The 22065-nt window shown below is 72.6% G+C and carries 18 protein-coding genes; 9 read left to right on the forward strand and 9 right to left on the reverse strand.

Annotated elements, in window-relative coordinates; all coding sequences use genetic code 11:
* Window positions 1-5: 5 nt before the first annotated feature.
* The 4 genes from ACFV3R_RS11535 to ACFV3R_RS11550 all read right to left on the reverse strand — a co-directional run bounded on the left by ACFV3R_RS11535 (window position 6) and on the right by ACFV3R_RS11550 (window position 3369).
* The gene (locus tag ACFV3R_RS11535; RefSeq protein WP_385579356.1) at window positions 6-437 is read right to left on the reverse strand and encodes a hypothetical protein; all 432 of its coding nucleotides are present in this window, start codon (window positions 435-437) and stop codon (window positions 6-8) included.
* 340 nt (window positions 438-777) lie between these two features.
* The gene (locus tag ACFV3R_RS11540; protein WP_385579359.1) at window positions 778-915 is read right to left on the reverse strand and encodes a hypothetical protein; all 138 of its coding nucleotides are present in this window, start codon (window positions 913-915) and stop codon (window positions 778-780) included.
* 288 nt (window positions 916-1203) lie between these two features.
* The gene (locus tag ACFV3R_RS11545) at window positions 1204-1332 is read right to left on the reverse strand and encodes a hypothetical protein (RefSeq protein ID WP_385579362.1); all 129 of its coding nucleotides are present in this window, start codon (window positions 1330-1332) and stop codon (window positions 1204-1206) included.
* Between the two features lie 561 nt (window positions 1333-1893).
* Window positions 1894-3369 (reverse strand): amidohydrolase family protein, encoded by a 1476-nt coding sequence (locus ACFV3R_RS11550; RefSeq protein WP_385579365.1) that lies wholly within the window; start codon window positions 3367-3369, stop codon window positions 1894-1896.
* 645 nt (window positions 3370-4014) lie between these two features.
* Between ACFV3R_RS11550 and ACFV3R_RS11555 the strand changes: the two genes are divergently transcribed.
* Entirely contained in the window at window positions 4015-4929 is a 915-nt protein-coding gene (locus tag ACFV3R_RS11555; RefSeq protein WP_385579369.1) for a GntR family transcriptional regulator, read from the forward strand.
* The gene (locus ACFV3R_RS11560) at window positions 4892-6463 is read left to right on the forward strand and encodes an MFS transporter (RefSeq protein WP_385579373.1); all 1572 of its coding nucleotides are present in this window, start codon (window positions 4892-4894) and stop codon (window positions 6461-6463) included. The genes ACFV3R_RS11555 and ACFV3R_RS11560 overlap by 38 nt, the downstream gene beginning before the upstream one ends.
* A gap of 66 nt (window positions 6464-6529) precedes the next feature.
* Here the strand turns inward: ACFV3R_RS11560 and ACFV3R_RS11565 are convergent, their stop codons facing one another.
* A complete protein-coding gene (locus tag ACFV3R_RS11565; RefSeq protein ID WP_385579376.1) occupies window positions 6530-7096 on the reverse strand; it encodes a PadR family transcriptional regulator in 567 nt (188 codons plus the stop codon).
* A gap of 88 nt (window positions 7097-7184) precedes the next feature.
* On the opposite strand from ACFV3R_RS11565, the gene ACFV3R_RS11570 reads away from it, so the two are divergent.
* Complete coding sequence (locus ACFV3R_RS11570; RefSeq protein ID WP_385579379.1) at window positions 7185-7580, forward strand: nuclear transport factor 2 family protein; 396 nt, start codon at window positions 7185-7187, stop codon at window positions 7578-7580.
* Between the two features lie 316 nt (window positions 7581-7896).
* Here the strand turns inward: ACFV3R_RS11570 and ACFV3R_RS11575 are convergent, their stop codons facing one another.
* Complete coding sequence (locus ACFV3R_RS11575) at window positions 7897-11997, reverse strand: hypothetical protein (protein ID WP_385579382.1); 4101 nt, start codon at window positions 11995-11997, stop codon at window positions 7897-7899.
* A 150-nt stretch (window positions 11998-12147) separates the two neighbouring features.
* On the opposite strand from ACFV3R_RS11575, the gene ACFV3R_RS11580 reads away from it, so the two are divergent.
* The 5 genes from ACFV3R_RS11580 to ACFV3R_RS11600 all read left to right on the forward strand — a co-directional run bounded on the left by ACFV3R_RS11580 (window position 12148) and on the right by ACFV3R_RS11600 (window position 18116).
* Entirely contained in the window at window positions 12148-13113 is a 966-nt protein-coding gene (locus ACFV3R_RS11580) for a TrmB family transcriptional regulator sugar-binding domain-containing protein (RefSeq protein ID WP_385579385.1), read from the forward strand.
* 200 nt (window positions 13114-13313) lie between these two features.
* Window positions 13314-13916, forward strand: a complete 603-nt coding sequence (locus tag ACFV3R_RS11585) for a TetR/AcrR family transcriptional regulator (RefSeq protein WP_385579389.1) — start codon at window positions 13314-13316, stop codon at window positions 13914-13916.
* 189 nt (window positions 13917-14105) lie between these two features.
* Complete coding sequence (locus tag ACFV3R_RS11590; protein WP_385579392.1) at window positions 14106-15041, forward strand: TauD/TfdA dioxygenase family protein; 936 nt, start codon at window positions 14106-14108, stop codon at window positions 15039-15041.
* A gap of 31 nt (window positions 15042-15072) precedes the next feature.
* Window positions 15073-16374 (forward strand): MFS transporter, encoded by a 1302-nt coding sequence (locus ACFV3R_RS11595; RefSeq protein WP_385579395.1) that lies wholly within the window; start codon window positions 15073-15075, stop codon window positions 16372-16374.
* Window positions 16375-16403: 29 nt separating this feature from the next.
* The gene (locus ACFV3R_RS11600) at window positions 16404-18116 is read left to right on the forward strand and encodes an aldehyde dehydrogenase family protein (protein WP_385579397.1); all 1713 of its coding nucleotides are present in this window, start codon (window positions 16404-16406) and stop codon (window positions 18114-18116) included.
* Between the two features lie 74 nt (window positions 18117-18190).
* Here the strand turns inward: ACFV3R_RS11600 and ACFV3R_RS11605 are convergent, their stop codons facing one another.
* The 3 genes from ACFV3R_RS11605 to ACFV3R_RS11615 form a co-directional block, all read right to left on the reverse strand.
* Window positions 18191-19450 (reverse strand): MFS transporter, encoded by a 1260-nt coding sequence (locus ACFV3R_RS11605; protein WP_385579400.1) that lies wholly within the window; start codon window positions 19448-19450, stop codon window positions 18191-18193.
* On the reverse strand, window positions 19447-19986 hold the full coding sequence (locus ACFV3R_RS11610; RefSeq protein WP_385579403.1) for an ArsR/SmtB family transcription factor: 540 nt from the start codon (window positions 19984-19986) through the stop codon (window positions 19447-19449). The genes ACFV3R_RS11605 and ACFV3R_RS11610 overlap by 4 nt, the downstream gene beginning before the upstream one ends.
* A gap of 273 nt (window positions 19987-20259) precedes the next feature.
* Window positions 20260-21192, reverse strand: a complete 933-nt coding sequence (locus ACFV3R_RS11615) for an alpha/beta hydrolase family protein (protein WP_385579406.1) — start codon at window positions 21190-21192, stop codon at window positions 20260-20262.
* A gap of 130 nt (window positions 21193-21322) precedes the next feature.
* Between ACFV3R_RS11615 and ACFV3R_RS11620 the strand changes: the two genes are divergently transcribed.
* Complete coding sequence (locus ACFV3R_RS11620) at window positions 21323-21928, forward strand: TetR/AcrR family transcriptional regulator (RefSeq protein ID WP_385579408.1); 606 nt, start codon at window positions 21323-21325, stop codon at window positions 21926-21928.
* Window positions 21929-22065: the final 137 nt, after the last annotated feature.

Below are 22065 nucleotides of genomic sequence, written 5' to 3' on the forward strand. Positions count from 1 at the left end.
GCGGGTCAGCCGTCGCTCGTCTTGTTCGCGCTGGCGCAGGAACTCAGGACGTTGTCCGAGTTGAAAAGGCACACCTTGAGACCCACATTCTGCCCGTTGGTGACGTTGCCGAAGGGGTCCCAGACGACGGCGGACCCGTTCAGGCCGTTGGTGTTGTTCCTGGCGCCCAGGTACTTGCTGCCGATCCAGGCGTAGGCCCTGACGCCCTTGCCGTCCGAGCAGTAGTCGTGGATGACGGCGTAGTCGTCATTGTTGCCGCCGCCCGCGGCGCCCGGCCCGTAGTCGACGAACTCGACCGAGCCGCATCCTCCGTTCGTCTTCACCGTGAAACTGTCGTCCGTGGCCGCGGAGGCGGCCTGGGCACCGATCAGCATCGTGGCGACCGCGATCGCGGAGGTGGCGAAGGCGGCGTGCGTCGCCATGGCACGGAAGGTCATGGTGATCCCCCAGTTTCGTGTCGTCAGCCGCCCGGTCGGTTCCCGGCGGCCGTCCCTGACGGGCCGTTGCGCGGACCCGGAAGCGACACTACGAGCGCCCGTCCCGGCGGTCGTCAGGCTCAGACCTGATATGCACGGGCACTTCCTCTACGCCCCGTTGTACGTCTGTGGTTGACCGGGGACGCCAGAGTTCAGCCGGCTGGACACCCGCATGGCGCTGGGTGACACCCGTCCTCACCGGAGCCCCCGGTCACCTGCAAACCCTCAGCCCAGTAGCCGCCCCCGAGCGGGCGGTCGGTCTGCCCTTCGCAATGCGGTGGGGAGACCGACCTCGGCGGTGTCACGCCAGGGGGACCGAGAGACCGGCCAGGTCCCCCGCCTGAACCGCTTCCCTGTCGACGGTCAGGTCGCAGTAGTTGCCGACAGCGGCGCAGACCGCCTCGGGCAGCCGGGGCCCGCGCTCCGGGTCATACGCCACAACGGCGACTTCACCCACGTCCCCGATGGCTGGAAAGACCGCGCCCGCCGCGTGGAGGGCCGCGTCCAGACGGAGCCCTGGCCGGTGTCCTCGCCGAACTCGGCCCGCCGGGGCATCTCGTCGGCTGCCACATGGACGAGTGTCTGCGGCGGGCTGACCGAGTTCAACGTCAGGCAGACGATCTCCTCGCCAGGGCCCGGCCACATCGACTCCACTTCCCAGTAGCCGCCGGCCCACGTGGCCATGCCCCAGTCCTCCAGCACGTACACCCACTCCCCCGGACTTCGGCTACCTGTTCCGCCGATGCCAGCCAATCGCAAGAACGATGAAGGCGATCAGCACTACCGCCACGAGGGCCCAGATCGGCAGACCAGCCATGCCTTTGTACGCCAGCGACACTACAGGTGTGATCTTCATTCGCACTCCAAGAAGGCAATGACGACCGTGCCTCAAGAGCTCTTGCGGGGTACGGCCCTCAACACTCCGCACTTCGCGACCCGCCCCCACGCCACATTCCACCTGGTAGGGGGTCTCCCCCTGGTCTACACGGAGTCGCGCATGCCCGCGGGTTCGCCGATGAATCCTTTCGGTCGGCGCCGCCTGTGATCTGTCCGGTGACGCCGCACCGCCGGCTCCCAGGCGAGTGCCACCTACTCCTTCCAGCCCAGGGGGCCCTGACCGGCACCACGAGGAGGAGGCTGTAGCGGTGTTGCGGGCAGCGAGGACCGATCCGGCCGCCCTGTTGGGCGAGGACATCGTGGCGGCGGGCCATGTTCCATCTGGCCTGGGGAGGCGGGCCGAGGGAGCCGGGTCAGACTGCGCGGGGACTGGGACGCCCTGGGTGCGGGGCATCCTTCCGGCTGCACAGGGCTACGGGACGTTGGGGACGGGGGCCGACTCGGGACGCCGCGGCGGTGCGCCGCCATACCGCCGCTGCGTGCTGCCGCCTTCGCGCCCGGCAGCACCGATGTCCGTCCCTCAGGTCCGGGCCCGGGCCACCGGCCGCCCGGCGCGGTCGGCATGGGGGTTGACGCGGCGCAGCCGGGCCTTGCGGACCACCTGCGGGCCCACCTCGGCGGCACGGCGTACCAGTGCCGGGCCGTCCCAGTCGGTGGGCCAGCCGTGCCACAGCCGCAGCCGACCGTCGACGAAGACCGCGGTGATCTGGTCCCGGTCGGCCATCCGCACCAGTTCCCACGACAGGTCGTAGGAGGGGGTGAGTTCCGGCAGCCGCAGGTCGACCAGGAGGAAGTCGGCGGCCTTTCCGGCGGCGACCTCGCCGGTGACGCGGCCGAGGCCGAGGGCGTCGGCGCTCAGGGACGTGGCGTGGGTGAGCCACAACGCACCGGCCCCGCACACCGTGTCACCGTTCGCCAGGCCCGTGGTCAGGCGCTGCGCGGTCTCGGCCGCCTCGACCAGGCGGAAGCCGTCCCCGCGGGTGCTGTCGGTACCGGTGCCGAACCGGATCCCCATCGCGTCCATCACCGCGGCCTGGGCGACCGCGTTGCCCTTCCAGACGCTGGCCACCGGGTTGTAGCTCACCGCCGCCCCGGTGTCGGCCAGGTAGCGCAGCTCGGTGGGCGACAGGAGTGTCGCATGGGCGCCGAGAGTGTGCGGGCCGAGCGCCTTGATGTGGTGGAGGTAGGCCACCGGTCGGCGACCGACGCTCTTCAACGACCTCTCCACTGCGGCCAGATGCTCGTTGACATGGGTCTGGAAGACGGCTCCGGCCTCGGCGCACAGGTCGGCCGTCTGCTTCAGGACGGCCGCGGTGGCGTCCTCGGGAACCGGAATGGCGAGGGAGGGGTGCACCAGCTTCGTTCCGTGCCAGCGCTCCAGGTGGCGTTCGCCGCCCTTGCCGTCCGAGACGACCTTGCCCAGCACGCAGCGCACGCCGACCTGCTGTGTGGCCTCGGCCAGCACCGCGACGTCGACCGGCGCCCTGGTGCCGGCGTCCGCGACCGTGGTGAAGCCACCGCGCAGCGACTCCAGCGCGGCCAGCTTCGCCGCCAGGTGTGCGGTGTCCTCGTCCAGCGCCTTCTCCAGGGGCTCCCAGATCGTGGTGAAGATCTCCGACGGCTGCCCGTAGGCCAGTGCCTTGCCGAAGCTCTGGGTGAGGTGGTGGTGGGCGTCGACGAAGCCCGGCATCAACAGCGTGCCCGGCAGCCGCAGCGGGGTGAGCTCCCGGTGGCGCCCGGTCAGCCGTTCGACCGGACCGACCTCCTCGAAGACTCCCTCGCGCACCAGGACCGCCTGCCCGGTCGCCGGTCCGGTCGCGAGCAGGACGACCTCCGGTACCAGGAGGAGGGCAGGGCCGTGCAGGTCCTCGGGACGCAGTGCGTGGGGCCGACCCGCGGCGGTGGTGGTGGCAGCGTGGACAGGGGGAGCCGCACCGGCGTCGAGCAGCCCGGCACCGGCGAGCCCGGCACCGATGACGAATCCGCGCCGTCCCACACCGGTCCGGCCCCCCGCGTCCACTCCCGCCGCTTCGGTGGGTCGGGACGTCGCCGCATCGCACGGGACCGGCTCCTCGCGCGCAGCCGCCGGCTGGTAGGGACGTGGTGGCTCCTGGCCGCCGGCCGGCCTGCCGGTGGGCGGCCCGCTCGTGTTGCTGCCCGTCCTCCCGGCCGGCCCTCCGCTCCGCGGGGCGCTCGCTCCGCCCCGGCTGTCCGCCAGCAGTTCCGACCGTTCCGGCCTGGTTGGCTTCGCCACCACGTGTTCCTCCGTGTCTTGCGCACCGCCGTGGACACCCCACCGCGGGCGGCGGCGGGGTTCGAGCGGCCCGACCCTAGGACAGCCCACCAAGCGGAACAAGGATTCCGACACATGGAAAGCACAAGGGGCGCGTCCGGGGTGGCGCAACCGTCCACGTCTGACTCCATCGCTGCACGTCCCAGCGTTGTCGCAGGTCAACGTGGGTGGCGTAACGCGGGCGAAACATCGGGCGCCTACTGTGGACGTCATCGCCAGCGCGTCCGCCGTCCGACGGCGCCGTAGGGGCGGACACTCCGTTCGTCGCCCCCGCACCGGCGGTTCCAGACCGCCGGCCGGCCACGTCCCCTCGGCGGGAGGCACCGCAAGCGAGCTCCTGGAGATCCCATGCACCAGCCCCCTGGCGAGCCGACCGGCACCACGTCGGCCAGCACCCCCTCGCCCCGCCCCGACGCTGCCGCCCGCCGCACTCCGGGTACCGCGGGGGCGAGCGGTGGGCCCGCCCGGCGCACGCGCGCGGACCGGGCGCGCCAGGTCGCCGAAGTCCTGCGCCGGCAGATCACCTCCGGCGCCTTCCCCTCCGGTGTGCTGCCCGACGAACGGACGCTGATCGGGGACTTCGGCGTCTCCCGCAACACGGTCCGGGCGGCACTGGGCAGCCTGCGGGACGAGGGGGTGGTCGAGCGACGCCGGGGCGTGGGCACGGTGGTCAGGCGCCGCCCCCTGGAGCACACCCTGGAACGGCTGACCGGCCTCGCCGAAACGCTGGACGTCCACGGTCCGGTGAGCAACCGGGTGCGGGTGGCCGACACCGTCCGCCCGCCCGCCGAGGTGGCACGGAAGCTGCGTGTACCGGAGGGCGGGAAGGTGGTCTACATCGAGCGGCTCCGACTGCTCGCGGGCGTCCCGCTGTCCCTGGACCTGACCTATCTCAGCGAGGACGTCGGCACGCCGTTGCTGAGGGCCGACCTGACCGGCCGGGACCTGTTCGGGCTCATCGAGCAGAGCACCGGCGGCCGGCTCGGTTCGGCGAGCGTCACGGTCCAGGCCGTGAGCGGCGACCCGCACACCTGCGCCCTGCTCGAAGTCCCCGCCGGTTCCGCCGTGTTCTCCGTGGAACGGCTGAGCCGGCTGCCCGACTCCCGCCCGGTGGACCTGGAGTTCCTCTACATCCGGGGCGACCGGCTGGCCTTCCACGCCGAGTTGCTGCGTGAACCGGCCACCGGCGCGGGCCCCGTACGTCCCCCCTTGGAGGGCCACGCCGATGACTCCCGTTCACCGGACGGAACCGACGGAACCTGAGTTCGCGCCGTCCGCGCCTCCCCGGCGGCCGACGCCCTGCGCCGCGGGCGGACCGGACCGGCTCACCGTGGTGGTGCTGTGCCTGTGCGTCGCCCTGGTGGTGGGCATGGTCTCCGCCGTCAACCTGGCCATCCCGGCCCTGTCCCGCAGTTCTCTGCACCCCTCGGCGGAGGCGGTGCTGTGGATCGTGGACGGTTACGTGGTGTTCTTCGCCTGCCTGCTGGTGCCCGGCGGAGCACTCGCCGACCGGCTGGGCCGCAAGGGCACACTGGCCGCCGGGATGGGCCTGTTCACTGCAGGCTGTGCGGTGTGCGCGCTGGCGCCGGACGTCGGTGTGGTGATCGCCGGACGGGTGGTCAGCGGGGTGGGGGCCGCCGCGGTACTGCCGACCACACTGGCCCTGATGGTGGGCGGTGCCGATCCGGACCGCCGTCCCCGGCTGGTCGCGGTGTGGGCCTCCATGACGGGTATGGCCGCGGTACTGGGCAACGTGGGCGGTGGCGCGGCCTTGCAGACCGGTTCCTGGCGGGCGCTGTTCTGGTGCGTGGTGCCGCCGGCTCTTCTCGCCCTCGCGCTGGTCCTGGCCTGCGCGCCGGCGCCGCCCCGGCACGACCATCCGGTGTCGGTCGTCTCCGGCGGGCTGCTGACCGCGGGTTTCCTCGCGCTGCTGTCCGGCATCGTCTCGGGGCCGCAGTCCGGATGGACCAGCGCACGCGTACTGGCCGGGTTCGCGGCCGCCGCCGTGCTGCTGACCGGCTGGGTGGTGCACGAGCTGCGCAGCGCACGTCCGTTGCTCGACCCGCGGTTGTTCGCCGTTGCGGAGGTACGGGCCGGGGCGGTCGGCATGGCGCTGGCGTTCGTCGGGATGTTCGGGCTCTTCTACGTCAACGGCCAGTACCTCCAGTACGCCAAGGGGTACACGCCACTGGGTGCGGGGGTGCGGTTGCTGCCGATGGCGGCCGGCCTCTTCTTCGCCCCGCGCCTCGCGGTGGGGCTGCAGCGGCGGCTCGGCCCCCGGGGCACTCTCGGGACGGGGCTGCTGGTGCTCGCGGCCGGCCTGGCCACGGTGTCGTTCGCCGGGCCGCAGACGCCCTATCCGCTGTACGCGGCCGGGGCGACACTGACGGCGGCCGGCTGCGGTCTGGCCACACCGCTGCTCTCTCACGCCATGATGTCGGCCCTGCCGGCCCACCGGGCCGGAACGGGTTCGGGGCTGCAGAGTCTGGCCCGGGAGCTGGGCAGCGCACTGGGTGTCGCGGTGAGCGGCAGCGTGGTGGCGGCCGTCTTCACCTCCCGCCTGCCGGCTGCGCTGCGCGGACCGCACGCGCCCACCACGGTGCCGGCCGCCGAGGAGCGGCTCGCCGCCGCGTCCGGGGGCGCCTCGACCGGGGCGGGCCATGCGGTGGTCGCCGACTTCACCGCCGCCATGGACACCGCGATGCGGGTGCTGGCCCTGGTGGTACTGGTCGTCGGCACCCTCGTCGTCGCCTGGTACCCCTCGGACGCGCCGGCCGCCACCCCGCACGAGGAGTGAGCGGGCGCGGACCGCCTGGGTCCACCTCTCGCCGAGGGCTGCCAGCGCAGGTACGCCAAGGCCTGGTCAGCGCTCGGCCCCTGCCGTGCGCAGGTCGAGGATCTCCAGGGCTCGGCGCCCCCAGCGGAGGTTCTCCTCCTCCAGGGAGATGCCGCGCAGCAGCGTCAGGTACGGACCGATCCGCTCCCCGTCGCGCAGGAACTCCTCCTCGGTCATGCCCTGCAGCAGGTGGGCGCGTACGCGCTCGTAGCGCGCGAGCTTGCCCGTCGCCCACGCCATGCGCTCCTTGATGTGGGCCCGCACGGCGGCCGTGTCGCCGACGTCGGCAGCCTGCACCTTGACCATCAGTTCGTCCCGTACCGCGATGGGCCGCGGCTCCTCGGCCGTGAACGCCGCGAGGTGTGCGCGTCCGGCGCCGGTGAGCGTGAACAGCCGCTTGTTCGGCCTGCGCTCCTGGAGCACGACGCGGGCCTCGATCAGCCCGTCGGACGCGAGCCGCTCCAGCTCGCGGTAGAGCTGCTGGGGCGTCGCCGCCCAGAAGTTCGAGACGGACACGTCGAAGATCTTCGCCAGGTCGTAGCCCGAGGCCTCACCCTCCAGCAGGGCCGCGAGCACCGCGTACTTCAGAGACATCTGGACACCATACAGCGATGCGATTACCTTCCATCACACCTATTCAACGAATTGAGTACAGGGCTGCGGGCCCTGGAGAGGTGGCGTCATGCAGGCGTTCCGCAAGGCCGTGGAGGCGAACGACCACGACGCGATCGAGGCCCTCCTCGCCGAGGACGTCGTCTTCACCAGCCCCGTGGTGTTCAAGCCGTATGCGGGCAAGGCGATCACGGCGGCGATCCTGCGCGGGGTGACGCGTGTCTTCGAGGACTTCCACTACGTGCGGGAGATCAACGATGCGGGTGGCCGCGACCACGTCCTCGTGTTCGCGGCACGCGTCGGCGACCGCGAACTGGGCGGCTGCGACCTCCTGCACGTCAACGACGAGGGCCTGATCGACGAATTCACCGTCATGGTGCGGCCGTTGTCGGCGGCCCAGGCCCTGCAGGAGGCGATGGCCGCACAGTTCGACCGGATCGCCTCGGAGGTCGCGCAGGACAGCTGAGCGGCCGCCGCCGGCGCGGTCCGCTCAAGTCCGCGCCGCGCGGCCCTGCCGGCAGGGGTTTCGCCTCGGGTCGATTCGTGAGCCCGTCGACCTCCACGGTCCTCGCAGCGCTGCCGAGTTCCCTGGGGGCGACGCGCTGCCCACACGCGTTCCGAGTCGGAGGATGGACTGCGTTCAGCAGGTAGGCAGCGGTCGGCGCAAGCAGTTGACAGGTCCTGCCCGGGCCGGATCCGTGACGGGCTCCGACGACGGGCACCCTTGCCCGTGTTCTGCGGATGCTGCTGGGGCCCTACCGGACGGCAGGGCCCCGGATCGGTTACTTCATGGCGGCGAGCGCTTTGTCCACTCCCGCAGCGGGGGAGCCCAGCCCGGTCACGGTGTCGTAGCCGGGGCCTGCCTCGCACTCCGCCCCGCAGGCTCCGTTGGACCCCTCGGTGATGTCGCGCAGGGCGCCGCCGAGCGCGTAGACCGAGGCGTGGACGCTGTCGCCTTCCGGACCCGCGACGGCGAGCGGCTTCTTGCCCGCTCCGGCGCGGAGTTGGTCCGTTGCGGCCATGATGGCCGCCCAGATCGGGGAGGAAAGGCTGGTGCCTCCCACCTCCAGCCACTGCGGCGTGCCCGTGGCGGTGGTGTACACGGCGACACCGGTGTGCGGGTCGCCCACGAAGCTGACGTCCGGAGCACCCCGGTGCGCTGCGGGGTTGACGCCCTTCTGGTAGGCCGGACGCGGCTCGAAGTAGCTCAGGCCGCCGCCGGTGGCCGTCCACGCCGTCTCGTCCGTCGTCGCACCGCTGTCATCGAGGACCAGGTGAGTGCCGCCGACGGCCAGGGCGTAGGGGTTGGTGCTGGAGTAGCCCGCGGGGTGGCCGGCGTCGCCGGTGGACTGGGTGCACACCGAGGCCGACAGCTTGCAGTGCTTGTCGTAGTAGGCCTCCCCGGAGAACTCCGGCATGCCCCAGCTGTTGTTGACGGCGGCCGGGTGGTAGGTCGCCGCCACGTCGATCGCCTTGTTCAGTGCGGTGGCGGAGGCGTCCGAGGCCTCCACGAGCACGATCTTCGCCTTGGGTGCGACGGAGTGCGCCCATTCGATGTCGAGGGCGGCCTCTTCCGACCAGTTGGCGTTCGCCGCGGGCCTGGTGCCTTCGGCGTGGACCTGTTCGAACGTGAAGCAGTCCGTGCCCTCGGCCACGCTGTCGCAGGTGGGCGGCAGGCCGAAGTGGGCGGCGAAGTGGTTCAGGTCCGCCCGGGCGCTCGGGTAGTCGTACGCGACCGTCACGGCGACCGTCTCACCCGTACCGTCGCCTGTGAGCCCCAGCCGCTTGCTGATCTGCTGCGGGGTGTAGCCGACCGTCGCCTCCTCGCTCGGGGCCTGCTCACCGGTGGCGGCCAGGGACTTGCCGACGCGTGTGAAGGGGGCGGCCGTGCCCAGCGGCAGGGTCGGGGCGTGGACCGGTGCCGCAGTCGTCGGTGCGCTGGTCGGCCGGGAGGCCGCGGCTCTCCGGCCGGTGGCGCCCGTGCCCGCGTCGGATACGGACAGTACCGAGATGCCGTGCTGGTAGTTGTCGGTGGCCACCGGGTCGGCGCCGAAGCCGCCGACCTCCTCGTCGAGGTCGTAGGCGGGCCAGTCGTGCTGCAGTGCGATCAGGTCGGTGGCCTTGTCGCCGTTCAGGTCTGCCGGGACGACGGCGCCGGCGAACAGGGCGAAGGCGGAGTCGGCGGAGCTGGTGTAGGCGTCCTCGTCGTCGGGGAAGGGCTGGTCGTACCGGAGCAGGCCGCCCGCTGCGCCGACGAACGTCTGTGCGCCGCTGCTCGTGCGGGGGAAGAGGGCCTGCTGGACGTTGGGGATCGTGCTTACGTGGTACAGGGCCGAGCCGTCGGCCGGGTGGACGGTCATCATCGCGTTGTGCAGCTCGACCAGTCCGTACTTCTTCGAGGCGGCGAACCCCTGGAACGTGGCGGAGCCCGCGGAGCGGTCGCTGGTCAGCACCTTTCCGGTCCGGCCGTCGACGGTCTGGACGAGGTGGGCCCGGGTCTCCATCCGGTCACCGCCCCAGGCGAAGGCGACAGCGTGGCCGCCGGCGCCGGGGATCGCGGAGTCGGCGAGCACCCCGGCCTGCTGCTGTATCCAGGCCGCGGCGTCGGAGTCGGGGCGCAGGGACCACAGCTCGGTGCCGTGCGCGGGGTCGAGGGCGACGGCGGTGGGCGCCGGGTCGGAGGGGCCGGTGCCGACGGTGCCGCGGGCCCCGCCGTACTCCAGGTAGATCCGGCCGTCCGCGGTGGCGGGCACGGAGTAGTAGACCTGCTTGCCCGCGGTGCCGGCCGGGCGGTAGCTCCAGGTCTTCTTGCCGTCGGCAGTGTAGGCGGCGAGCGTGTCGCCGGAGGCGATGACCTCGCCCCGGGCGACGGCGATGCCCTGCTGGTAGGCGCCGGTGGTCACGTCGGAGACCACGGTGCCGTCCTTGGGGGTGAGGACGGCGAAGCCGTAGGAGGTCGCGGCGACGAGGCGGGTGGCGCTGCGGCCGCGGCCGTCGACCAGTTCCGTTGAGGTGAGCTGGTGCACGGCGCCCTTGACGGCCACGTGCCACAGCATGCGGGGGCTGCTCGCGCTCAGGGTGCGGCCGTCCAGGGCGAACACGCCGCGGCTCTGGCCGCCGACGACCAGGTCCTCGACGCCGTCGCCGTTGACGTCGGTCGCCACGGCGGCGTAGGTGTCGCCGAGCAGTGGCTGCGCCGTCGCGGCGCCCTTGTCCGGGTCGATGCGGTAGGCCGTCAGGTCGTAGCCGACCGTCAGCAGGCCGCCGCGGTATGCGGTGACCTGGTCACCCACGACGGGGCCCTCCTTCTGCCAGGTCAGGCGGCCGTCCGTCGCGTCGAGGGCGAGCAGTTGGCTGTGCACGGGGCCGTCGGGGCGGGAGAGCGTCTGCGGCACCGGGTCGGCGACCGCGGCGTAGACGTGGCCGCGTCCGCGCGCGTCAGCGGTGACAGCGAGCGTCGGTGCGCTGTCCCGTCCGACGGTGCTCCGTGTGGTGTGCGTCCACAGGGTGCGCCCGTCGCCGTTCCAGCCGGAGACGCGGCTGGCACCGTCGGAGAGGTCGGCGTTGATGCCGAGTTCGGCGACGGCGTACCGGGCCTGCTTGCCGTGGGCGTCCTTGTTGACGACGAGTGCTTCGGGGATCGTGTCGGTCCGCGTGGTGATGACGGACCGTTTGCCGGAGGGGACGGAGATGGCTGTCAGGTCCCAGCGAACGGCGTCCAGGGGGTCGTTCTGCTCGGCCACGAGTACCCGGTCGGCGTCCGGGTCCTTTCGCACCATGCGCGGGTAGCCCGGTGTCGCGACGTCGGTGAGGACGCGGCCGCGGGAGACGTCGAGGACGAGGACGTGGCCGGCGGCGGGCCGGTCGCTGCCCAGGCCCATCGGGGTGTCCGTCCAGGCAGTCGCCACGCGTCCGGCACCCATGTCCTCAATGTCGGACCACAGGGCCCAGGGTGCCTTCGTGCTGTACGTCCACGCGGTGCGTCCGTCGACCTGACCGTGCCGGTCGGCGGTGAGGTCGTAGGCGACCAGGGAGCTGCGGCTGTCCCCCTGCTCGGCGACCGGGTTGGCGTTCCAGCTGGGTCCGGTGACGTCGGCGGCGATCAGCCTGCCGTCCTGAGCGGCGAGCGAGCCGACGTAGCCGGGGAGCAGGGTGTGCCAGAGCATGGCACCGGTGCGGCCGTCCAGCAGCGAGACGAACGTACCGCTCTGCAGGTCGGATCCGGGCGAGGTGAAGGGGCGGGCCGGGTCGGCGCCGACGCTGTAGGCGACGGCTATGTCGTCGGTGCCGTCGCGGTTGAAGTCGGCTTGGGCAAAGGGGTGGGTGCCCGAAGTGCCCGGCTGGTAGGGGTCGTAGCCCTGGTACAGGACGGGGCTGTACTCCTCCTGCTGGTAGGACTGCTTGGGCTTGACCTTCCAGTCGGTGTACAGCGAGTGCGAGGTGCGCTGCCACACCGGGGTGCCCTGCGCGTTGTAGCGGGTGATCTGGCCGCCGCTGAAGATGCCCACCCAGTCGCGGGTGCCGCCGAGCGCCAGCGTCGATGCCACGCCGCGGGGAGTCTCCCAGCTTCCTTTCGTGGTCAGCGATCCGGCCGCCGGAGCGGAGGAGGCCGCACCGCCCTTGGCTGCTTTGCCGCCGGGCTGGTCCACCGTGTCCGACGGGGTGTGCGTGCCCTGCCGGGCGGCCTGGGCGACGAGGCCGGGGATTCCGTCGCTGCGCTGAGCGTACTGCTCGCTCAGTCGGTCCAACGCCTTGGCGGTCAGCCGGACGGGCGCGCTCGGACCGGGGGCCGCCTCGGCCACGGGCGCGGCCTGCAGCGCGCCTGCCAGGGCGAGGACGGCTGCCAGGCAGGCCGAGCGTATGCCCGGAAGTCTGTGTCTCACGGAGGTCTGCTCCTGTCATGCGTCGGGGGTGGTCGCACCCTGCCAGTCGCAGCCCTGCTGTTGAGCGGATCTCACTGGCCGATACCGGTCAGCGTCCGGTTCCGGTCAGGCGGTAGTTTCCACGCCCGAAGCTGCGGCCGAGGGAGAGACATGCTGGGACCGGTGGGGCTCGACGACCCGACGGAACGCGGATACCTGCTGCTGCTGCGCGAGTTGCACCTCACCGCCCAGGAACTGGCCCGGCTGACGGAGATGACGACGGGCCAGGCCCGTCAGATGCTGGACCACCTGGTCTCCCTGGGCCTTGCCACGGCCACCGGCCGGCCGGCCCGCTACCACGCCGTCGACCCCCGACTGGGACTCACCGCACTGATCCGGGCCCGGCAGAGCGACCTCAACAGCGCAGCGGTCGCCCTGGAGTCGTACGCCGCCGAGTACCACGAACGCGCTCTGCGGGCCGACCCGCACCGCCTCGTGGAGGTGATCGAGGGCCCGGCAGCGGTCACCGGCCGCCTCAACGAACTGCTGCACGGCGCCGAACGGGAGATACTCGCCTTCGACGCGCCGCCCTACCTCTCTGCGTCACCCAAGGCGTCCGAGAAGGAAGCCGAGGCTCTCGCCCGCGGAGTGACGGTGCGGGCCGTGTACGCGGCGGAGGCGCTGGAGGTGCCGGAGCGGTCCGACTCGATCAAGGCGGTCGTGCGCCTGGGGGAACAGGCCCGGCTGGTGTCCCGGGTGCCGTTGAAGATGGTGATGGTCGATCGGCGGGCGGCGATGGTCCCCCTCACCTCCAACGAGGAGAGCACCCGCACCTCGGCCGCCGTGGTGCGCCAGTCCCGTCTGTGCGACGCGCTGGTGGAGCTCTTCGAGGCGAAGTGGACCCAGGGGGTACCGGTGTTCGCCGCCCACCAGTCTCCGTGGCAGCCACTCCCCCACCCCGACGACCGGGCCCTCCTCTCGCTGCTGGACGCCGGCCTCAAGGACGAGGCGATCGCACGGCACCTCGGCGTGAGCGAGCGCACGTTGCGTCGGCGGATCGCGGCCCTCGTGGACCGGCTCGGCGCCACGAGCCGCTTCCAGGCCGGGGCCCAGGCGGTACGCCGCGGCTGGCTGTGAGTCCCCGCGCCGCCCCGCCGAGGGGCGGGGTGGACGGATCGGGCCGGCCCCGGCGAGCCCCTACCACCCGGGGGAGCCTGCAGACGGGCAGGACGCCGGCCGTGTGTCGCGGTCCGCCGACCCAGGCGGGTGGACGGTGCGGCGCCGGCGTCCCGGCCCCACCCGCCCCGCGTGACGGGGGCGCCGCGTAGGGTCACACCATGGGTGAGCAGCAGGGGCAGGGCGCGCGGAGGGGGCCGGGCAGACCGCGCCAGGCACACGTCACCCGGGCCGTCCTGGACGCCGTCGTCGAGCTGGTGGCGGAGAGCGGCATGAACGCGCTGACGATGGACGCCGTGGCGGCCCGCGCGGGCGTGAGCAAACCCGCGATGTACCGGCGCTGGCCCACCAAACAGGAGCTCGTCATCGCCGCCGCCGAGTCCCGGATCGGTCCGCTGACCGTGCCCGACATGGGGGACTTCCGCGCTGAGCTGCGGGCGGTGCTGACCGCGCGCCTGGAGGCGTACCGGCAGCCCGGCGTCGGCCGGCTGCTGGCCGGAGTGATCGGTGCTGCCGCTGAGGCCGGTGCGGAACCCGGAGGGTACCGGGACTACACCTCGCGTGTAATGGGCGAGACGCGGCACCTGCTGGAGCGCGGGATCGCGCGCGGCGACGTCCGACCGGACCTCGATGTGGCCGACGCGGCGACGCTGGTGGCGGCCGCACTGGTCTTCCGCATGGTCGGCGAGCAGCAGATGCCGGACGAGTCGCTCGTCGAGTCGATGGTCGACCTGATCGGCCGGGCGGTCGGCACCCGGCACTGACCCGGGCTCACCTCACGCGGCGCGCGCCGGGCCGTTGCCCCGGCGCGCTCTCGGCCGTGCCCCGGAGCGGGAACGGCGGCCGCCTGGCCGGCCGTCGAAACAACTTCCTCCCACCCCTTGCCCCTGCCATGGACCTATATCGATACTGCCGGTTACGTAATCCGTTGACCCGCTGTCGGGAGGTTCCCCATGCAGGCCGTCGCTGCGACCCCTGTGACCGACCCCAAGCCCGTGCTCGACAAGCCCCTCATGCATTACGGCAGCCGCGTGCTGGAGCGACTGGCCCCGGGAACGGAGCAGTTCTCCTACCGGCTGCTCGAAATCGCTCCGCTCACCCCGCACTTCGGCGCCGTGCTCGGTGGCGTCGACCTGACCCGGCCGATCACCCCGGAACTGGCCGCGGAGCTGCGCCAGGCACTGCTGGAGTGGAAAGTGATCTTCTTCCGCGGCCAGACCGGCTTCACCTCCGAGCACCAGCTCGCCCTCTCCGGGGTCTGGGGCCCGCCGGAGGCCAACCCCTTCTTCGCCCGGACCGGGACACCCGGCGTCTCCCGGCTCGCCAAGGACGCCAAGGCCGCCGGCAACAAGAACATCTGGCACAGCGACCACTCGTTCATGGCCAACCCCTCGCTCGGTGCCGTCCTGCGTGCCGTGGAAGTGCCCGCCGCGGGCGGCGACACCATGTGGGCGGACATGGCCGCCGCCTACGACAACCTGCCCGACGAGCTCAGGCAGCGCATCGAGGACCTCACCGCCGTCCACGACTGGGAGGCGAGCTGGGGCGCCCTGATGGACGCCGAGCAGAAGGCCGCGTTCCGCAAGTCCTGGCCGCAGGTCGAGCACCCGGTCGTGGTGCGCCACCCGCGCAGCGGCCGCAGGACGCTGTACGTGAACGAACCGTTCACCCGCCGCATCAAGGGGCTGTCCGAGGCCGAGAACCGCGAACTGCTCGACATCCTCGTCCTCCAGGCCCGCATCCCCGAGTTCCAGGTCCGCTTCCGCTGGGAGCCCGACTCCGTCGCCGTCTGGGACAACATCGCCACCCAGCACTACGCGGTCAACGACTACTTCCCGCAGCGCCGCGTGATGGAGCGCATCGCCGTCGCCGGTGTCCCGCTGTCCTGAACGGCCTCCCGTCTCTTCCCCAGGAGTAACCATGACCGCGGCGTCCGCCGTGTCCCCGCACCCACCGGGGGCGTGCCAGGCCTCCAGCGGAAGCCGCCGGCGTGCCTGGACGGTGACCGTGCTGCTCGTGCTCTTCATGATGGTCAACTTCGCCGACAAGTCCGTCCTCGGGCTGGCAGCCGACGAGATCCGTGCGGATCTCGGCCTGACTGCCACCGAGTTCGGGCTGGCGGGCAGTGCGTTCTTCCTCCTCTTCTCCGTGGCCGCGGTCCTCGTCGGGTTCGCCGCCGACCGGCTGTCGCCGAAACTGCTGATCCTGGTGATGGCCGTGGCGTGGTCCGTGGCCCAGGTGCCGGCAGCCGCCGGTGGAGGCCTGGCCGTCCTGGTCGCCTCCCGCGTCGCTCTCGGGGCGGCAGAAGGCCCCGCCTTCCCCCTCTCCCAACAGGCCACGCTGGCGTGGTTCCCCGACCACCGGCGCAACCTCCCCGGCGCCCTGATCACGCTCGGGGTCACTCTCGGTGTGATCGTCTCGGCCCCCGGCCTGTCCTGGGTGATCCAGCACCACGGGTGGCGAGCGGCCCTGTGGGTGCTCGCCGCCGCGGGGCTCGTGTGGACCCTCGCCTGGGCGGTGCTCGGCGCGGACGGGCGGCACCGCACCGCCGCAGCCGGTCGCACTCATCCCGCTGAGCCACGCCGGGCCGCGGTCCCCTACCGAAAGATCTTCACCAGCCCCACCTGGATCGGCGCCACCCTCGCCTACTTCACCAGCTACTGGACCGTGGCCCTGATGCTGACCTGGCTGCCCTCCTACCTGCGCAACGCCCTCGGCTACTCGGCCCACACGGCCGGCACCGTCGTCGTCGTGCCCTGGGCGATCGGCGCCGTGGCGCTCCTGGCGCAGGCCGGTCTCACCGGTCGGCTCATGCGGCGCGGGGCCGGCAGCCGCCGCGCCCGGGGCTGGGTCGGCGGCTGGCTGCTGACGCTCGGAGCCGCCAGTTGCCTGGCACTGCCGCTGGTCGACGGTACGGCGGAGAAGACCGTGCTGATCGCCCTCGGTTTCGGGTTCGGCGGCTCGTACGCCACCGTCGCCGCGACCACCGTCGCCGAACTCGCCCCACCCACCCGCGACGGCGGCGCACTCGGCGCCATGAACGCGGTGGTGACGGCCGCCGGTCTCGCCGCGCCTGCCGTCGTCGGAGCTCTCGTCGACGCCCAGGGCAGCGGCGGCTACCAGAGCGCCGTACTGCTGGCCGGAGCACTGCTGGCCGTGGGCGCCGCAGCCTCCTTCGTACTCATCGACCCCGCGCGGGACACAGCCCGCCTGGCCCGCTGACGCGCCCGCCCCACCCCACAGGAGCAACCTTGACCACCGCGCCCCCACTCGACACCGCCCCCCTCGACCTGGCCCTCGCCGACCTGCGCAGGCACGCCGAGTCGTGGACCACCACGTCACTGGCCGAGCGCATCGGCCTGCTGGAGAGGATGCTCCGCCGGACAGGTCAGGGGGCATCCGCCATGGTCGTCGCCTCCGCCACCGCCAAGGGCTACGAGCCGCAGTCCGGCTGGGCAGCGGAGGACTGGGTCGCTGCGCCCTGGGCGCTGGCCCAGACCGTCAGTGCCTACCTGCACGTGCTGCGGCGCCTGGCCGCCGGGCGCGAACCGCTGCCCGCGAGGGCCGTGCGCTCCCGCGAGGGCCGCACCGTCGTCGACGTCTTCCCCGCAACCGGCGCCGACCGCCTCCTGCTCAGCGGCTTCACCGCCGAGGTGTGGACCCTGCCCGGCACGACCCGTGAGCAGGCCCTGGCCCGCGCCGCCGGCGAGTACCGCGGCCGGCCTGGCGAACCGGCCGTCGCCCTGGTGCTCGGCGCCGGCAACGTCCCTGCGATCACCCCGCTCGACGTCCTGCACAAGCTGTACACGCAGGGCCAGGTCGTCCTGGCCAAGATGAACCCGGTCAACGCCCACCTCCGTCCCCACTTCGAGGCGGTCTTCGCGGAGTTCGTCGCCCACGGCTGGGTCCGCTTCGTCGACGGCGGCGCTGCGGAAGGTGCCTACCTCACCTGCCACGACGACGTCGACACCATCCACGTCACCGGCAGCGAGCGGACCCACGACGCGATCGTGTGGGGCACCGACGCGCACAGCGAGGAACGCCGGCGCACGGACACCCCGCTCAACGACAAGCCGTTCACCAGCGAACTGGGCGGTGTGAGCCCCTGCATCGTGACACCCGGCCCCTGGAGCGCCGCCGACTTCCGCTTCCAGGCCGAGCACGTCGTCACCAGCAAGCTGAACAACTCCGGCCACAACTGCGTCGCCACCCAGGTGCTGCTCGTGCCGCGCGACTGGGACGGCACCGAGCGACTGCTCACCGAGATCCGTCGCGTACTGCAGGAGTTGCCGCAGCGCCAGGACTACTACCCCGGCGCCGCCGACCGCCTGGCAGCGGTGATCGGCGCGCATCCCGACGCCGAGACCTACGGCCAAGGCACAAGCCGCGTCCTGGTCCCGGACGTCGACGGCGGCGCCGACGTGATGCTCACGGACGAGGTGTTCGCCAGCGCCCTGGGCGTGGTGCGGCTGCCGGGCGACGACGCGCCCGCGTTCCTCCGCGCGGCCACCGACTTCGCCAACGACAGGCTGCCCGGCACCCTCGGCGCCACCCTGCTCGTACACCCCCGTACCCAGCGCGTCCACCGCGCCGCCGTGGACGAGGCCGTCGCCGCGCTGCGCTACGGCACACTCGGCGTCAACTGCTGGTCGGCCTTCGGTTTCCTGCTCGGCTACACGCCGTGGGGCGCCTTCCCCGGCCACACCCGCCGGAGCATCGGCAGCGGCGTCGGTTTCGTGCACAACGCGTTCATGCTGGAGGACGTGGAGAAGACCGTCCTGCGGGCACCCTTCGCTCCTGCGCCGCGCGGCCTGTTCGCCGGCTCGCCCTCGCTTTCCCCACGGCCGCCCTACTACGTCACCAACCGCACCGGACGCACCACCATGGCCCGCCTCACGGCCTACACCACTGACCCCAGGCCGGCCCGGCTGCCGGGCATCTTCACCTCGGCTCTGCGCGGCTGAGCCACCCCACGGCCCCAGCAGTCCAACCGGGCCCCGCCCTCTCAGCGCGCCTCGACTCTCCGCGCGGGAACCTGCTAAGCCGCCGGCTGGCCCGGACCGGGGGCCGGGGCCGCGGCACGCAGCGAGGCTTCGACCCGGCGGTTGGTGGTCATGGTGGCCGTGACGCCCGTCATCGCGAGGAGGAGGACGGCGGCGGCGGCGAGCGGGGTGCGGACGTCGTAGGTGGTGGCCAGCCAACCGCCGAGGAAGGCCCCCACGGGGGCGGCGCACATGGCGAGCATGCGGGAGGTGGAGGCCACCCGGCCCATGAGGTGGGCCGGGACGATCGCCTGCCGGAGGGAGGGACCGAGCACCGTCGTGGCGCCCATGCCGGCCCCGCAGACGGCGAGCGCCAGCCCGGCCACGTACGGGTTCGGGGCGGCGGCGAGACCCAGGACGGCGAGCCCTTCGGCTGCGGCCGTGCAGGTCAGCGCGGTGCCGGTGCCCAGTCGCCGGCCAATACGGGAGGCGACGCCCGCACCGAGGAGGCCGCCGGTGGCCTCCGCTGTGAGGAGCAGGCCGAAGCCGTAGGTGCCGGTGCCGAGGCGGTCGTGCGCGAAGAGGGCGAGGACGGTCTCCACGGCGAGGAAGGCGATGTTCCCGACCGCCGGGCGGAGCGCGAGCCCGAGCAGCAGCCGGTCCCGGAAGACGTACGAGGCCCCGGCCCGCGCCTGCCGGAACAGGGGCTCGCGAAGCTCCGGCGCCGGCCGGGGTACCGGCGGGAGCGACCGTACGAGCAGCGCGGAGAGCAGGAAGGACACCGCGTCGGCGAGCAGCGGAGCCGTTCGCCCGAGCGCGAGCAGCGCACTGCCCGCGGGCGGCCCCACGAAGCCGGACGTGGCGCTCTGAGCGCCGCGCAAGCGGGAGTTGGCCCGCTCCAGGAGCACGGGGTCGCGGCCGAGCAGATCCGGCAGGAAGGCCGTGGCGGCCGTGTCGAAGAACAGTGCGCCGAGGCCGAGCAGGAAGGCGACGGCCGCGAGCAGCGCAATGCTCAGCGCGTCGAGTGCGGCCGCCACCGCGGGTATCGCGAGCAGCGCCGCACGCAGCGCGTCCGTGACCCACATCGTGCGCCGCCGGTCCCAGCGGTCCACCAACGCGCCGCCGAGCACCCCGAAGAGCAGCCACGGCAGCGTTCCGGCGGCCGTGACGACGGCGAGCTCCATCGGGTCCCGCGTCAAGGTCAACGCGAGCAGCGGCAGCGCGGCATGCGTCACCCCGTCACCGAGCGAGGACACCGTCTGCGCAGTCCACAACCGTCCGAACCCGATCGGCAACTTCCCAACGGCTGACGTCACTTGTTCTCGCCTTCGGTCTGCTCGCGCGATGCCGGGTGGAACAGCGCGAAGACGAGTGAAGCGTCCGGCAGCGACGGATCGGACAGCTCGCGGTACTCCTGCGCCAGCGCCTCCAACCGCGCGCCCAACTCCGCGAAATGCTCCTCGCTGAGCCGCAGATGCGCCATCCGCACGTACCGCTCGCCCGCCGCCGGTGCCGCCTCCAGGTCCGCCACCGCATGCCGCATCAGCACGTCCGGGCCTCCCTCGCCCGGATCCGGCAGCACGATCGCCCGTGCGGCCATCGCGTAGTACCGCTCGGTGACTCCCCGGACCTTCCGCGTCCGCACCACCTTCACCAGGCCGGCCCGCTCCAGCAGCCGTACGTGATAGCTGGAACTCCCCTTCGCGAGGCCCACTCGCTCGGCGATCTGCGTGATCGTCGCGGGCTCGAAGCGGAGCACCGCCATGATCCGGTGACGCGTGAGACTGGAGACGGCGCGTAGCTGCTCGTCAGTGGTGACGTGAAACGCCTCGGGGACGTCATCGGTAGGCATGACCCAATGGTCAACATTTCTTGACCATTGGGCAAGGGATTTTCGTCCGGGCTTACGGACCCTTCTTCTCGGCCTCGCCCGGCCGGCCCCCGGGCGCCGGCCCGCCCGGCGCGGAAACACAGCGCTCCCAACCCTCCGGCCATGACGGACGGTCGGGGCCGGCACGGAACGCGCACACGCTCACTGTCGCGACCTCCGCCACGGCGGTACCGGGGCCTCCCGTTCGCCGCCGAGCGACGGAGGGCGGTCGGACCGGCATCGCGAGGCGGTCGGTCACTTGGAGTCGATCCGCCCCAGGGGGTCGTCGGCCGCGGCCAGGGCCCGACGGACTGCGGGCCACGCGTCGCCGTCGAGGCCCAGTGCGGTGCGCAGATACGCCAGGGTCGCGTGCTGGACGAGGGCGACACGCTCGGGGCTCTCGTCGGTGGTCCGCGTGTCGTGGGTCCCCTGGATGCCGCCGAGCCCGTGTTCCGCGCCGAACAGGGTCAGGAGATCGGTGGCACCCGGGCTGAGGTGGTAGCCGTCAGTGAACCAGTCGGGGCCGCGCACCGTCAGCGGGGACTGGTCGCGGTCTCCGGCGACGACCAGGCTCGGCGTCTTCATCTGGGCGAAATCAGGATGCATGAACGGGAAGTACTGGCTCGCGAGCGGACTCAGGTCGGCGCCGCCGGCGCCTGGCAGGCACAACAGCAGCGCCGCCCCCACGCGCGGGTCGGCCGCGTTCTCGCCAGGGATGCCGTCGGCGTCGAGCACTCGCGCCCCCGCGAGTGTGCTGGCGGTCTGGGCGCCCCAGGAGTGCCCGGCGACCGCGACGCGGTCGCGGTCGATGCGTCCGGCGAGGCCGGGCACACCGGCCTCCACGGCGTCCAGCCGGTCGAGGACGACGGTCAGGTCGTCGGTCCGGATCCGCCAGATGAGCGGCGTGCGCGGGTCGTCGGGGAGCAGTCCCAGCGAGTCGAGGTGCGCGGGCTGGACGACGACGAAGCCGCGGGCGGCCCAGAAGTCGGCCAGGGGGGCGTAGTCGTTCATGGTCAGGGTCATGCCGTGCGAGAGGACGACCACCGGCAGACCGCGTCCCCTCGTCGGGGCCGAGACCCGTATGTGCAGGTCCTGCCCGCGATCCGGGGTGGCGAGCACGATCGGTGCGACCGAGACGACCGGGGTGGTGGAGTCGTCGGCGACGGGGAGGGAGGGGGCGTGGGTCATGAGGCGCATACCTTTCCTGGTGGGCGCAGGTGCCTGCACGGCGCAGCGCCCTGAGATGATGGAAATGCGGAGCCCTGCTCCGCATCACGATACGGAGTCTCGCTCCGCTTTGCAACGGGAGGTGTTCACGATGTCCCCGGACAACACGTCGTCGCCCAGGACCGGTCGGCGCAAGAGGTCCGACGTCCGCCGGAACGAACAGGCGCTCCTGGACGCCGCCGCTGCGGTGTTCGTCCGTGCGGGGGTCAACGCCCCCGTGCGGGAGATCGCCGCCGAGTCGGGGCTCGGCATGGGCACCATCTACCGCCACTTCCCCACCCGGGCGGATCTGGTCGTCGCGGTCTTCCGGCACCAGCTCGACGCCCTCGCCGCCACCGCAGACGTGCCGCCTGCCGCCGGCACCCCGTACGACGTCCTGCGCTCGTGGGTCGACCGGTTCGCCGACTTCCTGGTCACCAAGCACGGCCTGGCGGAGGCGATGCACTCGGATCAGGCCGGGTTCGAGAGTCTGCACGCCGAGTTCGTCGAACGACTGATGCCCGTACTCGACCAGTTGCTGACCGCCTCCGCCGCCGCCGGTCAGACGCGCGCGGACGTCCGCGCCTACGACCTCATGCTCGCCATCGGCAACCTGTGCATCGGTGCCGGGACCTTCCCTGACTACCAGGCGCGCCGCATGATCGACCTGCTGCTCGCCGGCCTCGCACAGCCCGGACCGGGCGCCGAGGAGCAGTGAGTTGGAGAAGCGGGACGGCCGCGCGGGGCTCGGCAGGGTCCCGCCCCCCGGGGCCCGCCGGTGGGATCGGACGGCGGCAGTGTCGCGCCCCGCCCGAGCGGGCGGCCTCCGCCACTCGAATCGGGCGGCGGAGACCC

The sequence above is a fragment of the Streptomyces sp. NPDC059740 genome, from assembly GCF_042733155.1.
GTDB lineage: Bacteria > Actinomycetota > Actinomycetes > Streptomycetales > Streptomycetaceae > Streptomyces.